At 41.6% G+C, this 18,902-nt stretch carries 14 protein-coding genes and 2 pseudogenes; 14 read left to right on the top strand and 2 right to left on the bottom strand.

Translation table 11 applies throughout. The annotated features are described in order from the left end of the window. Positions 1-18 precede the first annotated feature (18 nt). From LD028_RS06175 to putP, 10 genes are all read left to right on the top strand, one after another. On the top strand, positions 19-2,253 hold the full coding sequence (locus LD028_RS06175) for a DNA translocase FtsK (RefSeq protein ID WP_237811282.1): 2,235 nt from the start codon (positions 19-21) through the stop codon (positions 2,251-2,253). 202 nt (positions 2,254-2,455) lie between these two features. Next, on the top strand, positions 2,456-3,181 hold the full coding sequence (locus LD028_RS06180) for a GntR family transcriptional regulator (RefSeq protein WP_237811283.1): 726 nt from the start codon (positions 2,456-2,458) through the stop codon (positions 3,179-3,181). A gap of 112 nt (positions 3,182-3,293) precedes the next feature. Continuing rightward, positions 3,294-4,367 (top strand): BMP family lipoprotein, encoded by a 1,074-nt coding sequence (locus LD028_RS06185; protein WP_006322276.1) that lies wholly within the window; start codon positions 3,294-3,296, stop codon positions 4,365-4,367. Between the two features lie 121 nt (positions 4,368-4,488). After that, positions 4,489-6,018, top strand: coding sequence for an ABC transporter ATP-binding protein (locus tag LD028_RS06190; protein ID WP_035020666.1), 1,530 nt, complete (start codon positions 4,489-4,491; stop codon positions 6,016-6,018). Then, a complete protein-coding gene (locus LD028_RS06195) occupies positions 6,015-7,061 on the top strand; it encodes an ABC transporter permease (protein ID WP_237811284.1) in 1,047 nt (348 codons plus the stop codon). The genes LD028_RS06190 and LD028_RS06195 overlap by 4 nt, the downstream gene beginning before the upstream one ends. Then, positions 7,062-8,015 carry an ABC transporter permease gene (locus LD028_RS06200; protein ID WP_237811285.1) on the top strand — a complete coding sequence of 318 codons (954 nt, stop codon included), beginning with the start codon at positions 7,062-7,064 and terminating at the stop codon, positions 8,013-8,015. Positions 8,016-8,093: 78 nt separating this feature from the next. Beyond that, on the top strand, positions 8,094-9,302 hold the full coding sequence (locus LD028_RS06205; protein ID WP_237811286.1) for a PucR family transcriptional regulator: 1,209 nt from the start codon (positions 8,094-8,096) through the stop codon (positions 9,300-9,302). A 98-nt stretch (positions 9,303-9,400) separates the two neighbouring features. After that, positions 9,401-10,948: an L-glutamate gamma-semialdehyde dehydrogenase gene (gene pruA / locus LD028_RS06210; protein ID WP_237811287.1), complete on the top strand. Its 1,548-nt coding sequence runs from the start codon at positions 9,401-9,403 to the stop codon at positions 10,946-10,948. A 20-nt stretch (positions 10,949-10,968) separates the two neighbouring features. Continuing rightward, positions 10,969-11,883 (top strand): proline dehydrogenase family protein, encoded by a 915-nt coding sequence (locus LD028_RS06215; RefSeq protein WP_237811288.1) that lies wholly within the window; start codon positions 10,969-10,971, stop codon positions 11,881-11,883. 85 nt (positions 11,884-11,968) lie between these two features. Continuing rightward, complete coding sequence (putP, locus tag LD028_RS06220) at positions 11,969-13,426, top strand: sodium/proline symporter PutP (RefSeq protein WP_237811289.1); 1,458 nt, start codon at positions 11,969-11,971, stop codon at positions 13,424-13,426. Positions 13,427-13,456: 30 nt separating this feature from the next. On the opposite strand, the gene LD028_RS06225 is transcribed toward putP, so the two are convergent. Further along, complete coding sequence (locus tag LD028_RS06225; protein ID WP_237811290.1) at positions 13,457-14,725, bottom strand: methyl-accepting chemotaxis protein; 1,269 nt, start codon at positions 14,723-14,725, stop codon at positions 13,457-13,459. 177 nt (positions 14,726-14,902) lie between these two features. Here LD028_RS06225 and LD028_RS06230 point away from each other — a divergent pair, with 177 nt between their 5' ends. The 3 genes and pseudogenes from LD028_RS06230 to LD028_RS06240 form a co-directional block, all read left to right on the top strand. Then, positions 14,903-16,147 (top strand): GntP family permease, encoded by a 1,245-nt coding sequence (locus LD028_RS06230; RefSeq protein WP_237811303.1) that lies wholly within the window; start codon positions 14,903-14,905, stop codon positions 16,145-16,147. A 110-nt stretch (positions 16,148-16,257) separates the two neighbouring features. Continuing rightward, positions 16,258-16,467, top strand: a pseudogene (locus tag LD028_RS06235) (CapA family protein); the annotation flags it as partial. A 260-nt stretch (positions 16,468-16,727) separates the two neighbouring features. Beyond that, positions 16,728-17,354: pseudogene (locus tag LD028_RS06240) on the top strand (CapA family protein); the annotation flags it as partial. 203 nt (positions 17,355-17,557) lie between these two features. Here LD028_RS06240 and LD028_RS06245 read toward each other — a convergent pair. Next, positions 17,558-17,932, bottom strand: a complete 375-nt coding sequence (locus tag LD028_RS06245; protein ID WP_237811291.1) for a zinc ribbon domain-containing protein — start codon at positions 17,930-17,932, stop codon at positions 17,558-17,560. 165 nt (positions 17,933-18,097) lie between these two features. Between LD028_RS06245 and LD028_RS06250 the strand changes: the two genes are divergently transcribed. Beyond that, positions 18,098-18,760: a DUF975 family protein gene (locus LD028_RS06250; protein ID WP_237811292.1), complete on the top strand. Its 663-nt coding sequence runs from the start codon at positions 18,098-18,100 to the stop codon at positions 18,758-18,760. Positions 18,761-18,902: the final 142 nt, after the last annotated feature.

Below are 18,902 nucleotides of genomic sequence, written 5' to 3' on the forward strand. Positions count from 1 at the left end.
TATGTTGGAGTGGGCGAAATGGGAAAGAAAAATAAGCGTCGCACAAACAAACAAGAACAATGGAAAAAAACGTTACGTTTTGAACTAATCGGTTTAACGATGTTAGCATGTACGGTCATTGCGATGGCAAACGTCGGAGCGGTCGGCCGTTCACTTGTTTTTACTACTCGTTTCTTCATGGGTGAATGGTATATTGTTGCGCTATTAGGGGCGCTTGTGACATCGCTATATGTCATTTGGAAGCGATCATGGCCTCCATTTTTTCAACGCGTGCTCGTTGGGCTGTACTTGATTGTTCTTTCCTTATTGTTGTTTAGTCACGAAGCGTTATTTCATATTTTATCAAGAAATGGGAAATTAGCAAATCCAAGCATTATTCGAACGACATGGGAACTATTTTGGGCAGATGTGCATGGAGAAAATAGTTCTTTTTCGGATTTAGGTGGTGGGATGCTTGGCGCCTTGCTGTATACGATCAGTTATTATTTATTTGATCAATTAGGAACAAAATGGATTGCCTCATTATTGATGATCATTGGTGTATTACTTCTTACAGGAAAAACGTTACGTGATACAGCCGGCAAAGGAATTGAATGGTTCCTTTCGTTTATTCGAGCGCAAACGAAAGCGGTAATTGCGGACGCTCGTTCATTTTTAAGCCGTCCGAAAAAAGAAAAACAACAGCCAACTCATATTGAAGTGGTGACAGCGCTCGAGGAAAAAGAAGAAAATGAAATAGAAGAAATTGTTGTTGAAGGACCTGTTATTTCTAATTTTAATGAAGCTGTTGAAGAAGAAAAGCCGATATCATTTACGCAAAATCATGCGGCGGATTATGCATTGCCGCCAATTGATTTACTTTTCCCACCAAAAGCGGTCGATCAATCGCGGGAAAAAGAAAATATTTATGAAAATGCTCGCAAGCTTGAAAAAACGTTTCAAAGTTTCGGGGTAAAGGCAAAAGTAACGAAAGTGCATATTGGTCCAGCTGTAACGAGATATGAAGTATATCCAGACGTCGGTGTGAAAGTAAGTAAAATTGTAAGCTTAAGTGATGATTTAGCGCTTGCGTTAGCGGCGAAGGACATTCGCATCGAGGCACCGATTCCGGGAAAATCAGCAATTGGCATTGAAGTACCGAATGAAGAAATTGCGATGGTATCTCTACGCGAAGTGTTAGAAGCGAAAGAAGCAGATAAACCTGAAGCAAAACTGTTAATTGGACTTGGGCGTGACATATCGGGACAAGCGGTGCTTGCTGAATTAAATAAAATGCCGCACTTACTTGTTGCGGGTGCGACAGGAAGCGGGAAAAGCGTATGTATTAACGCCATTATCGTTAGTTTATTGATGCGCACGAAACCACATGAAGTAAAGATGATGATGATCGATCCGAAAATGGTTGAGTTAAGCGTGTACAACGGCATTCCACATTTGCTTTCTCCTGTCGTTACCGATCCGAAAAAAGCGTCCCAAGCATTAAAAAAAGTAGTGAGCGAAATGGAGCGACGATACGAGCTATTTTCGCATACAGGGACGCGTAATATTGAAGGATATAATGAATATATTGAGCGGCATAATGAAACAGCGGAAGTGAAACAACCTCTTTTACCGTACATTGTCGTCATTGTAGATGAGTTAGCAGATTTAATGATGGTTGCTTCAAGCGATGTTGAAGATTCGATTACACGTCTTGCCCAAATGGCGCGGGCGGCGGGCATTCATTTAATTATCGCAACGCAACGTCCATCTGTTGATGTCATTACTGGGGTAATTAAGGCAAATATTCCATCCCGCATTGCGTTTAGTGTATCATCACAGACGGACTCACGGACGATTTTAGATATGGGTGGAGCTGAAAAATTGCTTGGACGTGGTGATATGCTCTTTTTGCCTGTCGGTGCGTCTAAACCTGTTCGTATTCAAGGGGCATTTGTGTCTGATCAAGAAGTGGAGGCAGTTGTACAATATGTGATTTCACAACAACAAGCGCAATACGAAGAAACGATGATCGCACAAGATGATGAGCCACAAGAAGCGTTTGATGATGAGCTGTTTGAAGAAGCGGTTCAACTCGTCATCGACATGCAAAGTGCATCTGTTTCGATGTTACAGCGTCGTTTTCGCATCGGTTACAACCGAGCTGCACGACTAATTGATGCGATGGAAGCGCGTGGCATCGTTGGGCCTTATGAAGGAAGTAAACCGCGCGCCGTGCTCGTATCGTCCAATGATGAAGCAAAAACGTCATAAAAGAGGCTAAAAATAAGCCTCTTTTTTTGTATAAATGGGACATAATAATGATATATTATTACAATCGCTTACATATGATTTCTTACGACTTTTTTCGACAATTTTTTTATTCACTATTTATTTATGAATGAAAAAATGTTATATTATTAGTAAGAAATTTGTCTAACATCAGATGTCTGATATCTAAGGTGGGGGATGGTGAATGTCAGTCAAATCGGATCATCGACACTTATATTTACAAGTGATTGATCGGATTAAGAAAGATATTGAGCAAGGGGTATACAAGGAAAAAGAAAAACTTCCTTCTGAATTTGAATTAGCCAAACAATTAGGGGTTAGCCGGGCGACGTTGCGGGAAGCATTGCGGGTATTAGAGGAAGAAAACGTCATCATCCGCCGCCACGGTGTCGGGACGTTCGTGAGTTCCCGACCGATGTTTACGTCGGGTATTGAGCAGCTAAGTAGCGTGACGGAGATGATCCGTCAAGCCGGTCGAAAACCGGGGACGATTTTTTTATCTTCTTCCATACAGAAGCCGACTGAAGATGATATAAAGCGCTTTCAATGTGATAAAGAGGAAGATTTACTTGTTGTTGAGCGGGTGCGAACTGCAAATAATGAACCGGTCGTTTATTGTATCGATAAAGTTCCTTGTAAATATTTACCTAAAGGAATTGCTTATGAAAATGAGTCATTATTAGAAATATTACATAATGAAGCGAATCGATACATCGCCTATGCGGTTACCCACATTGAGCCGCTCGGCTACCATGACAAGGTGTCGCCTATTTTGCAATGTGAGCCAGAAACAGCGCTTTTAGTTTTAAAGCAAATGCATTTTGATGAAAATGACGAGCCGATTTTGTACTCAATTGACTACTTTAAATCAGATAAGTTTAGCTTCCACGTGTTGCGAAAACGCGTGTAGCTTCTTATACAAGCGCTTATCCTGTTAAGGAGGTGACATTGGAGGGAGAAGGTTCGTTCACATTTCAAATTTTTTACTTATCCATATTTTTAAATTGAGGGGGTAATGATTGATGAAGAAAAAGCGTTTTGGATTGTCAATGTCTTTATTATTAACTGCCGGCATGCTTCTTGGCGGTTGCGGACAAGCAAAAGAAGAGCCGAAAAAAGAAGAAGGAAAAGCGTCTGAATTTAGCGTAGCAATGGTTACAGACGTTGGTGGAATTGACGATAAGTCGTTCAACCAATCTGCATGGGAAGGGTTACAAAAATTCGGTGAAGAAAACGGATTGAAAAAAGGAAAAGGCGGCTATGACTACTTACAGTCACAAAGTGATGCCGATTATGCAACAAACTTAAACAAACTTGTACGTAACGACTTTGATCTCATTTATGGTATTGGGTTTTTAATGACGGATGCCATTACAGAAATCGCAGAACAAAAGCCAGATAACAAATTTGCGATCGTTGATAGCGTCGTTGAAAAACCGAACGTTGCTAGCATCACATTCAAAGAGCATGAAGGTTCGTTCCTTGTCGGCGTTGTCGCTGGTTTAATGACAAAAACAAATAAAATCGGTTTCGTTGGCGGTATGGAAATTCCGTTAATTGAAAAATTCGAAAGCGGTTTTATTGCAGGAGTAAAAGCAGTAAATCCAAATGCCAAAGTTGAAGTGCAATATGCAGGTGCATTCGACAAAGCGGATAAAGGAAAAGCTATTGCTTCAAGCATGTACGCTTCTGGTATTGATATCATTTACCATGCAGCTGGTGCAACAGGAAACGGTGTGTTCTCAGAAGCAATCGACTTGAAAAAACAAGATCCAAACAAAGAAATTTGGGTGATCGGTGTTGACCGTGACCAATATGAAGAAGGAAAAGTGCCAGGAACAGATAAAAGCGTAACATTAACATCGATGGTAAAACGTGTTGACGTTGCTGTATATGACTTAGCGACAAAAACGAAAAATGGCAACTTCCCAGGCGGTCAAGCAGTTGAATACGGCTTAAAAGAAGATGGTGTAGGTATTGCTCCGACAACGAAAAATAACGTTCCTGAAGATGTGTTGAAAAAAGTTGATGAGTGGAAACAAAAAATTATTAATGGTGAAGTGAAAGTGCCTACAACTCGCGCAGAGTTGCAGTAATCAAATGACTGTGTTCTCCGAAGAGTACGTTTCTTCGGAGAACCACTAAATGAAAAGTTGCAACATGTTGCAGCTTTTCATTTAGTGATTTTAACAAGCTCACATAAGGAGTGGATCACGTTTGGAATACGTAATTGAGATGCTAAATATCCGCAAAGTTTTTGGGAATTTTGTGGCCAATGATAACATTACGTTGCAATTGAAAAAAGGGGAAATTCATGCGCTATTAGGTGAAAACGGTGCAGGAAAATCGACGCTAATGAACGTGTTATTCGGTTTATACCAACCAGATGGCGGGGAAATTCGCGTCAAAGGAAAAAAAGTAAATATCGCCAATCCGAACGTCGCTAACGACTTAGGAATCGGAATGGTGCACCAACACTTTATGCTTGTTGATACGTTTACAGTTACTGAAAACATTATTTTAGGAAGCGAGCCGACAAAAGGTGGACAAATCGATATTGAAAAAGCAGAGCAAGAGGTGCGTGAGCTTTCTGAACGATACGGTTTAGCTGTTGATCCAAAAGCGAAAATCGCTGACATTTCTGTCGGTATGCAACAACGGGTAGAAATTTTAAAAACGTTATATCGCGGAGCAGATATTTTAATTTTTGACGAACCAACAGCGGTCTTAACGCCGCAAGAAATTCAAGAGCTCATCCAAATTATGAAAGCGCTTGTACGGGAAGGAAAATCCATCATTTTAATCACGCACAAATTAAAAGAAATTATGGAAGTGTGCGATCGTGTCACAGTTATTCGACGTGGAAAAGGCATCGGTACGTTAAATGTATCGGAAACAAACCCGAACGAACTTGCTTCGTTAATGGTTGGACGTGAGGTGCATTTCAAAACGGAAAAACAACCGCCGAAAGTTGGCAAACCTGTCCTTGAAATTGAAAATTTAGTTGTCAAAGACTCACGTGGAATTACTGCGGTTGATCATTTAAATTTAACGGTACATGCAGGGGAAATTGTCGGGATTGCTGGGGTAGACGGTAACGGACAAACAGAGCTTATTGAAGCGATCACGGGCTTAATTAAATCTGAATCCGGCTCCATTCGTCTAAATGGTAAAGAAATTCGCAATTTAACGCCAAGACAAATTACAGAAACAGGTGTCGGACACATTCCGCAAGACCGTCATAAACATGGTCTTGTGCTCGATTTTCCAATCGGGGAAAACATGGTGCTTCAAACGTATTATAAAGAACCATACTCAAAACGTGGTATTTTGAATTTTAAAGCGATTTACGATAAAGCGCGCCAACTTATTCAAGAGTTTGACGTTCGTACGCCAGATGAATATACGAAAGCGCGGGCTTTATCAGGAGGAAACCAACAAAAAGCGATTATCGGACGTGAAGTGGATCGCGATCCGGATTTACTTATTGCCGCGCAACCAACGCGTGGACTCGACGTCGGAGCGATTGAGTTTATTCACAAACGTCTGATCGAACAACGAGATAAAGGAAAAGCAGTATTGCTTGTTTCGTTTGAATTAGATGAAATTATGAACGTTAGTGATCGTATTGCTGTCATTTATGAAGGGAAAATTGTCGCCATTGTCGACCCGAAAGAAACGACAGAACAAGAGCTTGGTTTGTTGATGGCAGGAAGCAAACGGAAGGAAGCAGGTGTATCATCATGAGTGAAAATCGTTTAACAAATATTCTCGTCCCTGTTTTTGCGGTTATTCTCGGAATTATTGCTGGCGCCATCGTGATGATCGTCAGCGGATATGACCCAATTGCTGGCTATTCCGCTTTATTGTACGGTGCTTTTGGGGATCGATATTACATTGGGGAAACGATTCGTCAAGTGACACCATATATTTTAGCGGGGTTAGCGGTTGCGTTCGCTTTTCGCACAGGGCTATTTAACATCGGGGTAGAAGGACAACTGATCGTCGGTTGGCTCGCTGCTGTTTGGGTGGGCGTTGCGTTTGAGCTCCCGAAAGTAATCCATCTGCCACTTGCTATTGTTGCTGCTGCATTCGCTGGGGCACTTTGGGGATTCATTCCGGGATTTTTAAAAGCGCGTTTTCGTGTTCATGAGGTAATCGTCACGATTATGATGAACTATATTGCTTTATATGTGTCGAATGCGATCATTCGCTCTGTTTTATCTGATCAAGGATTTAAGTCGGAAAAAATTCATCCGACTGCATCGTTACGTTCGGAATTTTTACAGTCATTAACTGATTACTCTACCCTTCATTACGGCATTATTATTTCGTTAATTGCAGCTGTTGTCATGTGGTTTTTACTTGAGAAAACGACAACAGGATATGAACTTCGTGCCGTCGGTTTTAACCAACATGCATCACATTATGCAGGTATGAACGTTAATCGCAATATTATATTATCGATGGTTATTTCTGGGGCATTTGCTGGTATTGCTGGAGCGATGGAAGGGTTAGGAACTTTTGAAAACGTCTCCGTTAAAGCTGGATTCACCGGAGTCGGATTTGATGGAATTGCCGTCGCCCTTCTCGGTGGAAACAATGCGTTTGGCATTATTTTAGCAGCTATTTTATTTGGAGCGTTAAAAGTTGGAGCGCTCGAAATGCCATCAGCAGCTGATGTGCCGACAGAACTTGTAGACATCGTCATTGCGTTAATTATTTTCTTCGTTGCATCAAGCTACTTAATTCGCCTTGTGCTTATGCGCTTCAAAAAGGAGGGAAAATAAATGTTACACATCCTTGAAATTATTATTCCTTCCGCGATTTTCTTTGCGGCACCACTTATTTTTACAGCGCTCGGTGGCGTATTTAGTGAGCGTTCCGGCGTTGTAAATATCGGATTAGAAGGATTGATGGTCATCGGGGCATTTACCGGTGTCGTGTTCAACTTAACGTTTGCCGATCAATTTGGACAATTCACACCATGGCTTGCGATGCTAGTGGCGATGGTTGTTGCTTCGATTTTCTCGCTTATGCATGCGGTCGCAGCTATTTCACTTCGCGCGGATCAAGTAGTCAGCGGAGTAGCCATCAACTTTTTAGCGTTAGGTTTATCATTGTTTCTTGTGAAAATGTGGTACGGAAAAGGACAAACGGATCAAGTGCAAGTTGGATTTGATAAAATTGACATTCCGATTTTAAGCAAAATTCCAGTTATCGGTCCGATTTTTTTCTCAAACGGATATGTGCCATCCTATTTAGCAATTGTACTCGCCTTTGTTGTATGGTACGTCATTTATAAAACACCGTTTGGGCTTCGTCTTCGCGCGGTTGGGGAACATCCGATGGCGGCAGATACGATGGGAATTAACGTGGCAAAGATGCGTTACATCGCAGTCATGTTAAGCGGTGCCCTTGCAGGAATTGGCGGTTCAATTTATGCGACAATCATCTCGCGCGACTTTAGCCACGCGACAATTTCCGGGCAAGGATTTATGGCGCTTGCTGCGATGATTTTCGGAAAATGGCATCCGCTTGGTGCGATGGGAGCGGCCCTTTTCTTCGGATTTGCCCAAAGCTTAAGTATCGTTGGGCAGGCCATTCCGTTTTTAAAAAACGTTCCAACCGTTTACTTGCTCATTTTACCGTATGCTTTAACGATTTTAGCACTGACCGGATTTATCGGGCGTGCAGATGCACCAAAAGCGCTCGGTACTCCGTATGAAAAAGGAAAACGTTAATTTTGGAAAAGACTTCGGGACGGACTCGAAGTCTTTTTTTTATTCCTTCGATCACGCATAATAAAAGCTAAGGAGGGGATGGCATTGCACAAATTAGTCGATCAATTATTTCTCGAGTTGCAACGTCCTGTAACGATTGAATCACGTGATTTTGAATTGCTTGCATATAGCGGCCATCACGATGAAACGGATGAAGTGCGGATGCGCACGATTTTAAGTAAACGGGCATCTGCCCACGTGTTTCATTATTTACATGAACATGGATGGATACAAAAAATTGAACAAGCAGACGGAGTGGTGAGCATTCCTCCACTCCCCGATATTGATCTTGGGGCTCGCGCGGTCGTTTGTTTAAAACATGCGGGAAAAGTGTATGGCTACCTTTGGGTGCAAGCAGCGTTTCACGATTTGACAGAAGCGCAGCGAAAACGAATGGAAGATGTAGCAAAGGAAGCGGCGCAAATGCTACATGAGCAAATAGGAAAGCGTTATAAACGTCAAGAAGAAATAAATGACCTTTTTCTTCGTTTTATTCAATATCGTGACGTGAGTGAGCGGGATGTGCAAATGGAAGCACAGCTACTCGGTGTGACATTTCCTTCATTATTTACTGTTGCAGCTTTTTTTGTCGGACACGATGCAAAAAAAGATGATATCCGCCAATACATGACATTTATAACAAAAACGACACATGCCCCGATATTTTTTATCGATCGCCACCATCCGTTTTTGCTCATTGTCGGAGGGACGGCGACACAACGTCCGATAGATATAGCAAAAATGATGGTTACAAAATTGCAGCAAGACTTCCGTTATCATATAGATCGTGACGTCATTGTCGGCATTGGCAATGAGTATAGCGAGTTGAAGCGGCTGCGTGACAGCTACAAAGAAGCGATGGAAGTCATTCATTTAAAAAGACATATCGATGAACCTTTGCCACATGTTTACAACGATTTAGGCATTTATCGCATCATTCCATTCATATACGAACAATATAAACAACGTCGATATAAAAACGAAGCGCTGTTAAAGCTAAAAAAGCATGACGAACAGCATGGAACTGATTTTTTGCATACGCTTCGGGCATATATTCAACACGACTGTAACATAAAACAAACAGCCGAAAGTTTATATATTCACCCGAATACGTTACACTATCGGCTGAAACGCATGCAGACGATTACAAGCCTCCCTCTTCATGATTTTGAACAACGAATGATGTTGTATATTGATCTCCTTTTATACAAATATAAGGAAGGTACTGTGGATAAACAACAAAAATAAATAGAAATGATTATGTACAGACGACAAACAATTTTCAGAAAGTATAAATTATAATGAATCGTAGAATATGTGACAAATTCGTGAAAGGATCGATGCATGTGACTGTACCATACAAACATGAGCCATTTACAAATTTTGCGCTTGAACAAGAATCGAAGGCGTTTCGTGAAGCGCTTAGTTATGTCGAATCACAACTCGGACAAGAGTATCCACTTATCATCGGAGGAGAGCGGGTCGTTACTGAAGAAAAAGTCGTGTCGATCAATCCTGCGAATAAACAACAAGTCGTTGGTGTTGTATCGAAAGCGACGAAAGCGCTTGCTGATGAAGCGATGAACGCGGCACTCTCTGCGTTTGAAACATGGAAGCGCGTGTCACCACAGGCGCGTGCCGATGTGTTATTGCGCGCTGCAGCTATACTAAGAAGAAGGAAACACGAGTTTTCAGCATGGCTAGTAAAAGAAGTCGGGAAACCATGGAAAGAAGCGGATGCCGATACCGCAGAAGCCATTGACTTTTTAGAATATTACGCGAGACAAATGATCTCTCTTGCAGAAGGTGTACCGGTGTTGAGCCGTTCGGGAGAAGCAAACCGATTTTTTTACGTACCGCTTGGTGTTGGCTTAATTATTTCGCCATTTAACTTTCCGCTTGCCATTATGGCTGGAACGACGGTGGCTGCCATTGTGACGGGAAATACAGTTATTTTACGTCCATCTGATCGCGCGCCAATTGTTGCTGCAAAATTTGTTGAACTGATGGAAGAAGCTGGTCTTCCGAAAGGTGTATTAAACTACTTGCCGGGCGGAGAAGCGGAAGTAGGTGAATATATCGTTGAACATTCGCAAACGCGTTTCATTTCGTTTACAGGATCGCGTGCTGTTGGCTGTCGCATTTATGAGCGTGCCGCGATCGTTCAGCCAGGTCAAAAATGGTTGAAACGTGTCATTGCAGAAATGGGTGGAAAAGATGCAATCATTGTCGATAACGAAGCTGATCTTGAATTAGCAGCACAGTCCATCGTTGCTTCGGCATTCGGTTTCTCGGGACAAAAATGTTCCGCATGCTCACGTGCGATCGTGCTCGAAGATGTATATGACAAAGTGCTTGCGCGTGTTGTCGAATTAACAAAACAATTAAAAGTTGGCAATCCAGAAGAACAAAGCACATTTATGGGCCCGGTCATTGATCAAGCCTCGTATAATAAAATTATGGGCTATATCGACATTGGCAAACGAGAAGGAAAGCTCATGACAGGTGGAACAGGAGACGACTCGCAAGGATTTTTTATTCAACCAACGGTTTTTGCGGATGTCGCCCCAACTGCACGCATCATGCAAGAAGAAATTTTCGGGCCAGTTGTTGCATTTACAAAAGTGCGTACGTTTGATGAAGCGCTTGAAGTGGCGAACAATACAGATTACGGATTAACAGGGGCGGTCATTTCAAACAATCGTGCGCATTTAGAAAAAGCGCGAGAAGAGTTTCACGTTGGTAACTTATACTTCAACCGCGGTTGTACAGGAGCGATTGTCGGTTATCATCCGTTTGGTGGTTTTAACATGTCAGGAACAGACTCGAAAGCAGGTGGTCCAGACTATTTATTGCTTCATATGCAAGCAAAAACAGTAAGTGAAATGTTTTAAGTTTGAAAGAGGTGAATACAATGCTCGCACAACTATCGAAAAACATCTTTTTATACGCTTCGCAAAGTAAAGTGCTAAATCAAGCTGCGAAAAAATGGGGGCTCCGCTTTGGAGCTTCCCAAGTTGTTGCAGGGGAAACGATTGAAAGCGCTATCAAAAAGGTGCGTGAACTGAATGAAAAAGGACTCGTCTGTACGCTCGATCATTTAGGAGAATTTGTCTCTAGTCGTGAAGAGGCAATTGAAGCAACACAATATAACATTCGTACGTTAGAAGCGATTCATCGTGCAGGAGTTCACAGTAATTTATCCGTCAAATTGACACAACTTGGTCTCGACATTGACTTTGATTTTTGCTTAAACAATATGCGTCAAATCGTCGAAACAGCAAAACGATACAACAATTTTGTGCGCATCGATATGGAAGATTCGGGGCACTGTCAAGCGACGCTTGATTTATTACAAGAACTGCGTCGCACATACGACAACGTTGGAACCGTCATTCAAGCATATTTATATCGCGCTGAACAAGATGTGAAAGATTTAAAAGGGGTATCACTTCGTTTAGTGAAAGGGGCATATAAAGAGCCGCCAGAAGTGGCGTTTCAAGAGAAACAACAAATCGATGAAAACTATATGAATATCATTCGACTCCATTTATTAAGCGGAAGTTATACAGCTATTGCTACACACGATCATCATATTATTGAAAAAGTAAAAACATTTGTAGAAGAAAATAATATTCCACGTAATCAATTTGAGTTTCAAATGTTGTATGGCTTTCGGACAGATATGCAACAACAGCTTGCACAAGAAGGTTATACCATGCGAGTATACGTCCCTTTCGGAAATGATTGGTTCGGTTATTTTATGCGCCGGTTAGCAGAACGTCCGCAAAATGTCGCATTCGCATTAAAAGGTTTCTTTGGAAAATAATTTTTTGTACAAATTGTGAACATATTTTAGTATAATGATAGATGCAAAGGGGTTTTTATAGACAACAAAGGAAGGGGAGATTGTTTTGGTTATTGCATCTGTTGTCGTATATATGGTGGGGATGTTACTCATTGGGTATTGGGCATATAAACGGACATCGAACTTGTCTGATTATATGTTAGGTGGACGGACGCTCGGTCCAGCCGTAACGGCGTTAAGTGCTGGGGCGTCAGATATGAGTGGTTGGTTGTTGCTTGGCTTGCCTGGCGCGATGTATGCACAAGGGTTAAGCGCTTCATGGATCGTCATCGGACTAGCTTTAGGGGCGTATGCGAACTGGTTATACGTCGCTCCACGCTTGCGTGTGTATACAGAGGTGGCAAACGATTCGATTACGATTCCAGCATTTTTAGAAAATCGTTTTGGTGATACATCGAAGCTACTTCGCCTCGTCTCAGGGTTCGTCATTATGATTTTCTTTACGTTTTACGTTTCTTCTGGTCTCGTTTCTGGCGGGGTCATGTTTAAAAACTCGTTCGGTACAGATTATCATACGGGGCTATGGATTGTCGCTAGTGTTGTTATTGCGTACACGTTATTCGGGGGATTTTTAGCGGTCAGCTGGACGGACTTTGTGCAAGGTCTCATTATGTTTATTGCACTTATTCTCGTACCTGTTGTGACGCTTATGCATACAGGTGGATTCACAGAAACGACAACAACGATTCGAGACATCGATCCGAATTTGCTCGATTTGTTTAAAGGAACAAGCGTAGTCGGCATCATTTCTTTATTCGCTTGGGGACTTGGTTATTTTGGACAGCCTCACATTATCGTTCGCTTTATGGCGATTTCATCGGTGAAAGAGATGAAACAAGCTCGTCGGATCGGAATGGGCTGGATGATTTTTTCATCTGTCGGCGCGATGCTCACAGGTCTTTTTGGAATCGCTTACTTTAAACAAGCCGGCATGACGTTGGAAGATCCAGAAACGGTATTTATTAAACTTGGGGAAATTTTATTCCATCCGCTTATTACAGGGTTTTTACTTGCAGCCATTTTAGCGGCAATTATGAGCACGATTTCATCACAATTGCTTGTGACATCAAGTTCCCTAACAGAAGATTTATATAAAGTTTTATTCCGTCGTTCAGCGTCCGATAAAGAGCTTGTGTTTGTTGGTCGTTTATCGGTGTTACTTGTTGCTGTTGTTGCTTTAATTTTGGCATATGAGCAAAACAATACGATTTTAAATCTTGTCGGCTATGCGTGGGCCGGGTTTGGTGCTTCGTTCGGTCCTGTCATTATATTAAGCTTATGGTGGCGTCGCATGACAAAATGGGGAGCGCTTGCAGGAATGATTGCAGGGGCGACGACGGTCATCGTTTGGGCAAACTCTTCCTACGCTAGTGTCATGTATGAGATGGTTCCTGGTTTTATCGCAAGCCTCATCGCTATTGTTATCGTTAGCGTATTGACAGCAGCGCCAGATAAACAAGTGGCAGAGCAGTTTGATACGTTTAAACGTACGATTTCATCATAAGAAAAAGGTGTCCGATTGGGCACCTTTTTCTTACGTGGAAAATTGTCGAATGGCTCGCTTCATTTCATTGGAAATATGTTCTGATTTTGCAGCAGATGTTGCGATTTGGCCGACAATTTCATTTGTTTCGATTAATCGGTTCGACAAGTCATTTACTTCTTGTGCACTACTAGCGGTAGCTGTAGATACTTCATGAATGGAAGTAATCATTTCATGCAGCGCGCGACTAAGTTCGCCCGCTGTGTTGCTAAATTGAGCAACAATATCTTCAATGAACAAAGCTGTTTGTTCATATTGTTTTGAAATAGTTTTCATTTGCTCGTAATCATGTTGAACGTCTGTCGATATATATGATATGACAGTGGATGCGCTCGCGGATAGTTGCTCTACAGCGGATACTAATTGTTTAGCAACGTGCTGAACGTTTTCACCCGCTTGTTGTGATTGTTCAGCCAACTTGCGAATTTCTTCTGCAACGACAGCAAACCCTTTTCCTTGTTCTCCAACGCGAGAAGCTTCAATTGAGGCGTTGAGGGCTAGTAAATTTGTTTGTTTGGCGATATTCATAATCGTATTTGTGAATAACTCAATATCTGTTACGACATGTGAAGCTTCGATTGCTTTTTCCAATCTTATTTTTGTTTCTGCCAACAGATCGCTTGATTTTTTTGATGATGTTGTTACGATGTGATGGATGTTCACAGCTTGTTGGCGAATCGACGAAGCATTTTGTTCTCCCTCTTTCATTGTTCGCATCATTTGTTGAACAGCATGCTCAATCTCTTTTGATGTGGCGGACATTTGCTCAGCAAACGCAGCGGTCTCATCAACATTTCCAGACACATTTTTTGTGGCTAATGAAATATGTTCAAGTTGTTTACTTAAATGACGGATATCTTGATAGACGGTGGAAACGATTCCATCAAGTTCATGTGCTTCGTGTTGGATGCGCCAAATCATCGTGGTAAGCGTATCTAATACGACGTTAAAATTGGCGACGATGCGCCCGATTTCATCATTGCTTTTTAAAGTAAGTCGAGACGTTAAATCCCCACGTTGTACAATCGTTTCAAATTGTTTGTTCATCTCTTTCATCGCGCGAATTAACGTTACTTTTCCGACGAAAAAACTAGTTAGCCCAACGATGATGCCTGCTCCGACGCAAAGAAGTGTAAAGTATGTAGCGTATGACGGATGTTTGTATATTGTAAAAAAGCTAGCGACGATCGGAAAAGCGAGCCCCATCATAACACCTGTTCCGATAGAAATAAGTAAAAAACGTCCTGTTACACTGAACAATACATATGTCACCTCCGACAAAAAGACTATTACAAAAATACTATATGTATATACGGATGACAATACATCTGTATGTATTTTTAAAAATTTTTACACAGTTTTTATGTTATTTGTGATATATTTACAAAAAAATGACGTTACATCATGATATGTTTATAGATTGTATACTTGGAGGGGATCAAATTGAACACATTTGGAGCGATAGCTGCTTTTCTACTAGCTGTTGTATTTATTTTACGAAATGTGCCGGTGGGGTATGGAATGATGGGCGGAGCGTTTATTGGTGCTTTATTAGGGGGAGCTTCCATCGATGAGGCTGTTTGGCTAATGATGAATGGGGCAAAAGAGATGATCCCGTCTATTTTGCGCGTTTTAGCGGCTGGCGTGCTTGCTGGTGTATTGATACATTCTAGGGCAGCTATGGCAATTGCGGAAAAGCTTATGCAAGCATGCGGAGAAAAATATGCGCTATTTTCGCTATGTGTTGCAGCGATGATGTTAACAGCGTGTGGGGTGTTTGTTGACGTTGCCATTATGACGATTGCACCTGTTGCGCTTGCGATGGCACATCGACTTGACGTGTCGCGTTTTGCTATATTGCTTGCATTAATTGGTGGGGGGAAAGCCGGGAATATTATTTCTCCTAATCCGAATACGATTGCAGCTGCTGAGGCATTTCATGTCCCTCTTTCCTCTCTCATGATGGCAGGCATCGCACCGGCGGTGATTGGTCTTTTTGTCACGTACCAGCTTGCAAAACGGTGGCGGGGTGATGACAAACATATGCCAAAAATTGAAACGGTTGAAAAAGAAACACCTCCATGGCAAAAAGCGATCGTTGCTCCCGGTGTTGCGATGATTCTTTTATTGTCACGTCCGCTCTTTGGTGTGTCAATGGATCCGCTTATCGCTTTGCCGACTGGTGCAGTGATTGGTGTGATTGTTATGAATAAAACGAGGGAGTTGAACGTGTTTCTACGCGTAGGCATGGAAAAAATGAGCGGTGTTGTATTCATGCTTCTTGGTACTGGAACGCTAGCAGGTGTAATTGCGAACTCCGCTTTGCACCAAACGTTTATGTATACGCTCGAATCGCTACGGTTTCCGCCATATGTCATGGCATCGTTAGCTGGTGCATTATTGTCAGGCATTACTGCATCTACAACGGCGGGGACAGCTGTCGCAAGCCACGTGTTTGGAAAAGCGTTAGTTGAAGCGGGTGTCCCATCGCTTGCGGGAGCAGCTATGGTACATGCGGGGGCAACAGTGCTCGATCATTTACCGCACGGCAGTTTTTTTCATATCACCGCAGCGAGTGTACATATGTCAACGAAAGAGCGCCTTACATTGCTTCCGTACGAAACGCTCATAGGCATAGCCATTGCTACAACATCTACAATCATTTTTTATCTATTTTTATAAAACTATGTTCTAAATCATCAACAAATAAAATAAAAAAAGGGTTTTTCCTCCATGTGTAGAAAAAATTTATATACACAAAGGGGAGTGAGGAAAAAGTGAGAAAGATATGGATGTGTTTATGGATTTTTCTGTTTTTATTTGCCCATCCTGCTTGGGCGCAAGGAGAAACGAGCATTACATTAAGCGTTGCCGGGGACGTCACGCTCGGTCGCGATGATAACTATGGCTATACGTATTCATTTGATCATGAAGCGAAAAAAAATGGTCTTGCTTTTTTTACGAAATACATTGAGCCGATTTTTAAGCAAGATGATTTTACAAAGAACAATCGGAGAAAGCCCAAGCAGGGCGTAGCCCGTCTTCAGACATGGGATGAACCGATTGCTTTGACGCAGTCAAAGATGGTATACTACTCTTATAGAGAAGAAAAATCCAACGTCTTGAATCGGGCGTACAGGGCGGAAAGCACCACCAAGGTGTTTGCCCATGAAAGTCTTGCGGAGCAAGGGCGAGTTCTGCACGCAGGTGTACGAGAAACCCTTTTGTACGCAAGAACCCCGCGACTTTAGTCGTCGGGAGATTCAGAACGGTTAATTTGGAAACAACATTAACAAACGCCACGCAAAAAGCGGAGAAGAAGTTTCGGTTTCGAGGTGATCCGTCGTATGTCAATATTTTAACGCGCGCAAGTATTGAAGGAGTGAATCTTGCGAATAATCATACGTTCGACTATGGACAAAAAGGATATGCGGATACAATTGCAACGCTAAAGCGAGCGAATATCGGCTATTTTGGGAACGGTATACCTTTAATGAAAACAGTTAAAGGAGTAAAAATCGGCACGCTCGGTTATAAAGGATGGAGTGACACCAAAGCAGTACGAAAGCAAATTGTCACCGACATTCGCGCACTACGAAAGCAAGGGGCACAAATTATTCTCGTTCATTTTCATTGGGGTGAAGAGCGAAGCTATATACCAAATCGCACGCAAACATCGTTAGGAAGATTTACGATCGATAGTGGGGCAGATCTTGTCGTTGGTCATCATCCGCACGTCATTCAAGGCATTGAACAATATAAAGGAAAAATGATTGTTTATAGCTTAGGCAACTTTATGTTCGGAGGCAATAAAAATCCGAGCGATAAAGATACGTTCGTTTATCAGCAAAAATTAACAAACCAACATGGCTCGTATATGAAAAATAAAGTATAATGGAAATAAAAGGAGTTGATTTTATGTACATCGGGGACATTGTATTTCAACTCGTGATGCTCGGCACGTTGCTTGGGGTTTTTGCTGTATTCTGGTGCTGTGTGGTTGACAAGGTCTATAAAGGGAAAAAGAGGGTAAAAAAGTTCGGCAGGCGCCGAACTTTTTATTCATTACTTATTCTCGCGTATCACTTGGATTTATAATGCTTTTCCGCAAGATGGACAAAAGCGGAAGTTTGCTTGTACGTTCGTTCCACAGTGTGGACAAAACTTTTCTCCTTCGATATGACCGAAACGAGTATTGAGCGGATCTTTTTCCTCGTCTTCTTCTACAATATCGACGATCGACATCCGTTCTTTCCCTGTAGCGTTTTTATAATGATACACAGCTTGAAAAATACCGATACCAATGATAACGAATCCGAAAAAAGGAAAGATTTGTGACCCTGGAATGGGAGAATCTTTCGTAATAGAAAAAGTCATAAACGTCCAAAACATACCGAATAAAATGGTGGCGATACTGCCGATAAATCCTTGCATGGACGGTCCACGGCCAGGTTTGATGCTTTTCATTTGCTTTTCCTCCCTTATAATGGATACACCCATTATATACAAAACATAGAAAATATTCATCTCATTTACTAAAAGATCAATAGCATTTTTCAAATAAGTATGTTAGAGTAAAAAGCGCATAGACTATATGTGTAAGTGCGATCACGTAAAAGGAGGTTTTATCATATGACATTATCATTGTTAAGGCGTGAAGCAAGGGAAGCGTTGAAAGGAAAATGGGGCAGTGCCGTGCTTCTTATGCTTGTTTATGCGTTCGTGACCATCGTTTTCCCTATGGTAGTTGAGGTTGTATTAAGTGGAGGATGGGACGTATGGATTGAACAAGAAAACGTGCCAACATCTGTTTCGATCGTCAGTCTGCTTCTTTCACTTGCGCTCATTCCGTTTAGTGTTGTTGTGTATTGGGTATTTTTAGATGTGTATCGTCATGAACCTGTCCGAATCTCTCCAATGTTTACAGTATATCAAGATGGGAAGTTATCATTAAAACTCATTGGCACGTCTGTTTTATTTGGTATTTTTGTGTTTTTGTGGAGTTTGCTACTTATTATCCCTGGAATTATTAAATCGTTATCTTATTCACAAACATTCTTTTTATTAAAAGATCATCCCGAATACGGTGCACTTCAAGCGATTAGCGAAAGTAAAAAACGAATGAAAGGATATAAAGGAAAACTATTTTTGTTATATTTGAGCTTCATCGGCTGGGGGCTACTCTCGATTATAACGTTCGGGATCGGACTTTTATGGCTCATTCCGTACGTCTACACATCGCTTGCAGCGTTTTACGATCAATTTATTCGTACACAAGAAGCGCTGGCTGAGTAAAACGAACAAGGGATAACCTCGTTCGTTTTTTTTTGAATTGAACTAGAAAAATATCAAATCATTTTGTAAAATCATTAAAAAAAGAATATTGTTTCTTTTTATCGAACATATGTAAGTGCATTTGTAATCATTTAATTATATT

It is taken from the genome of Anoxybacillus sp. LAT27 (genome assembly GCF_022030075.1).
Lineage (GTDB): Bacteria > Bacillota > Bacilli > Bacillales > Anoxybacillaceae > Anoxybacillus > Anoxybacillus kestanbolensis.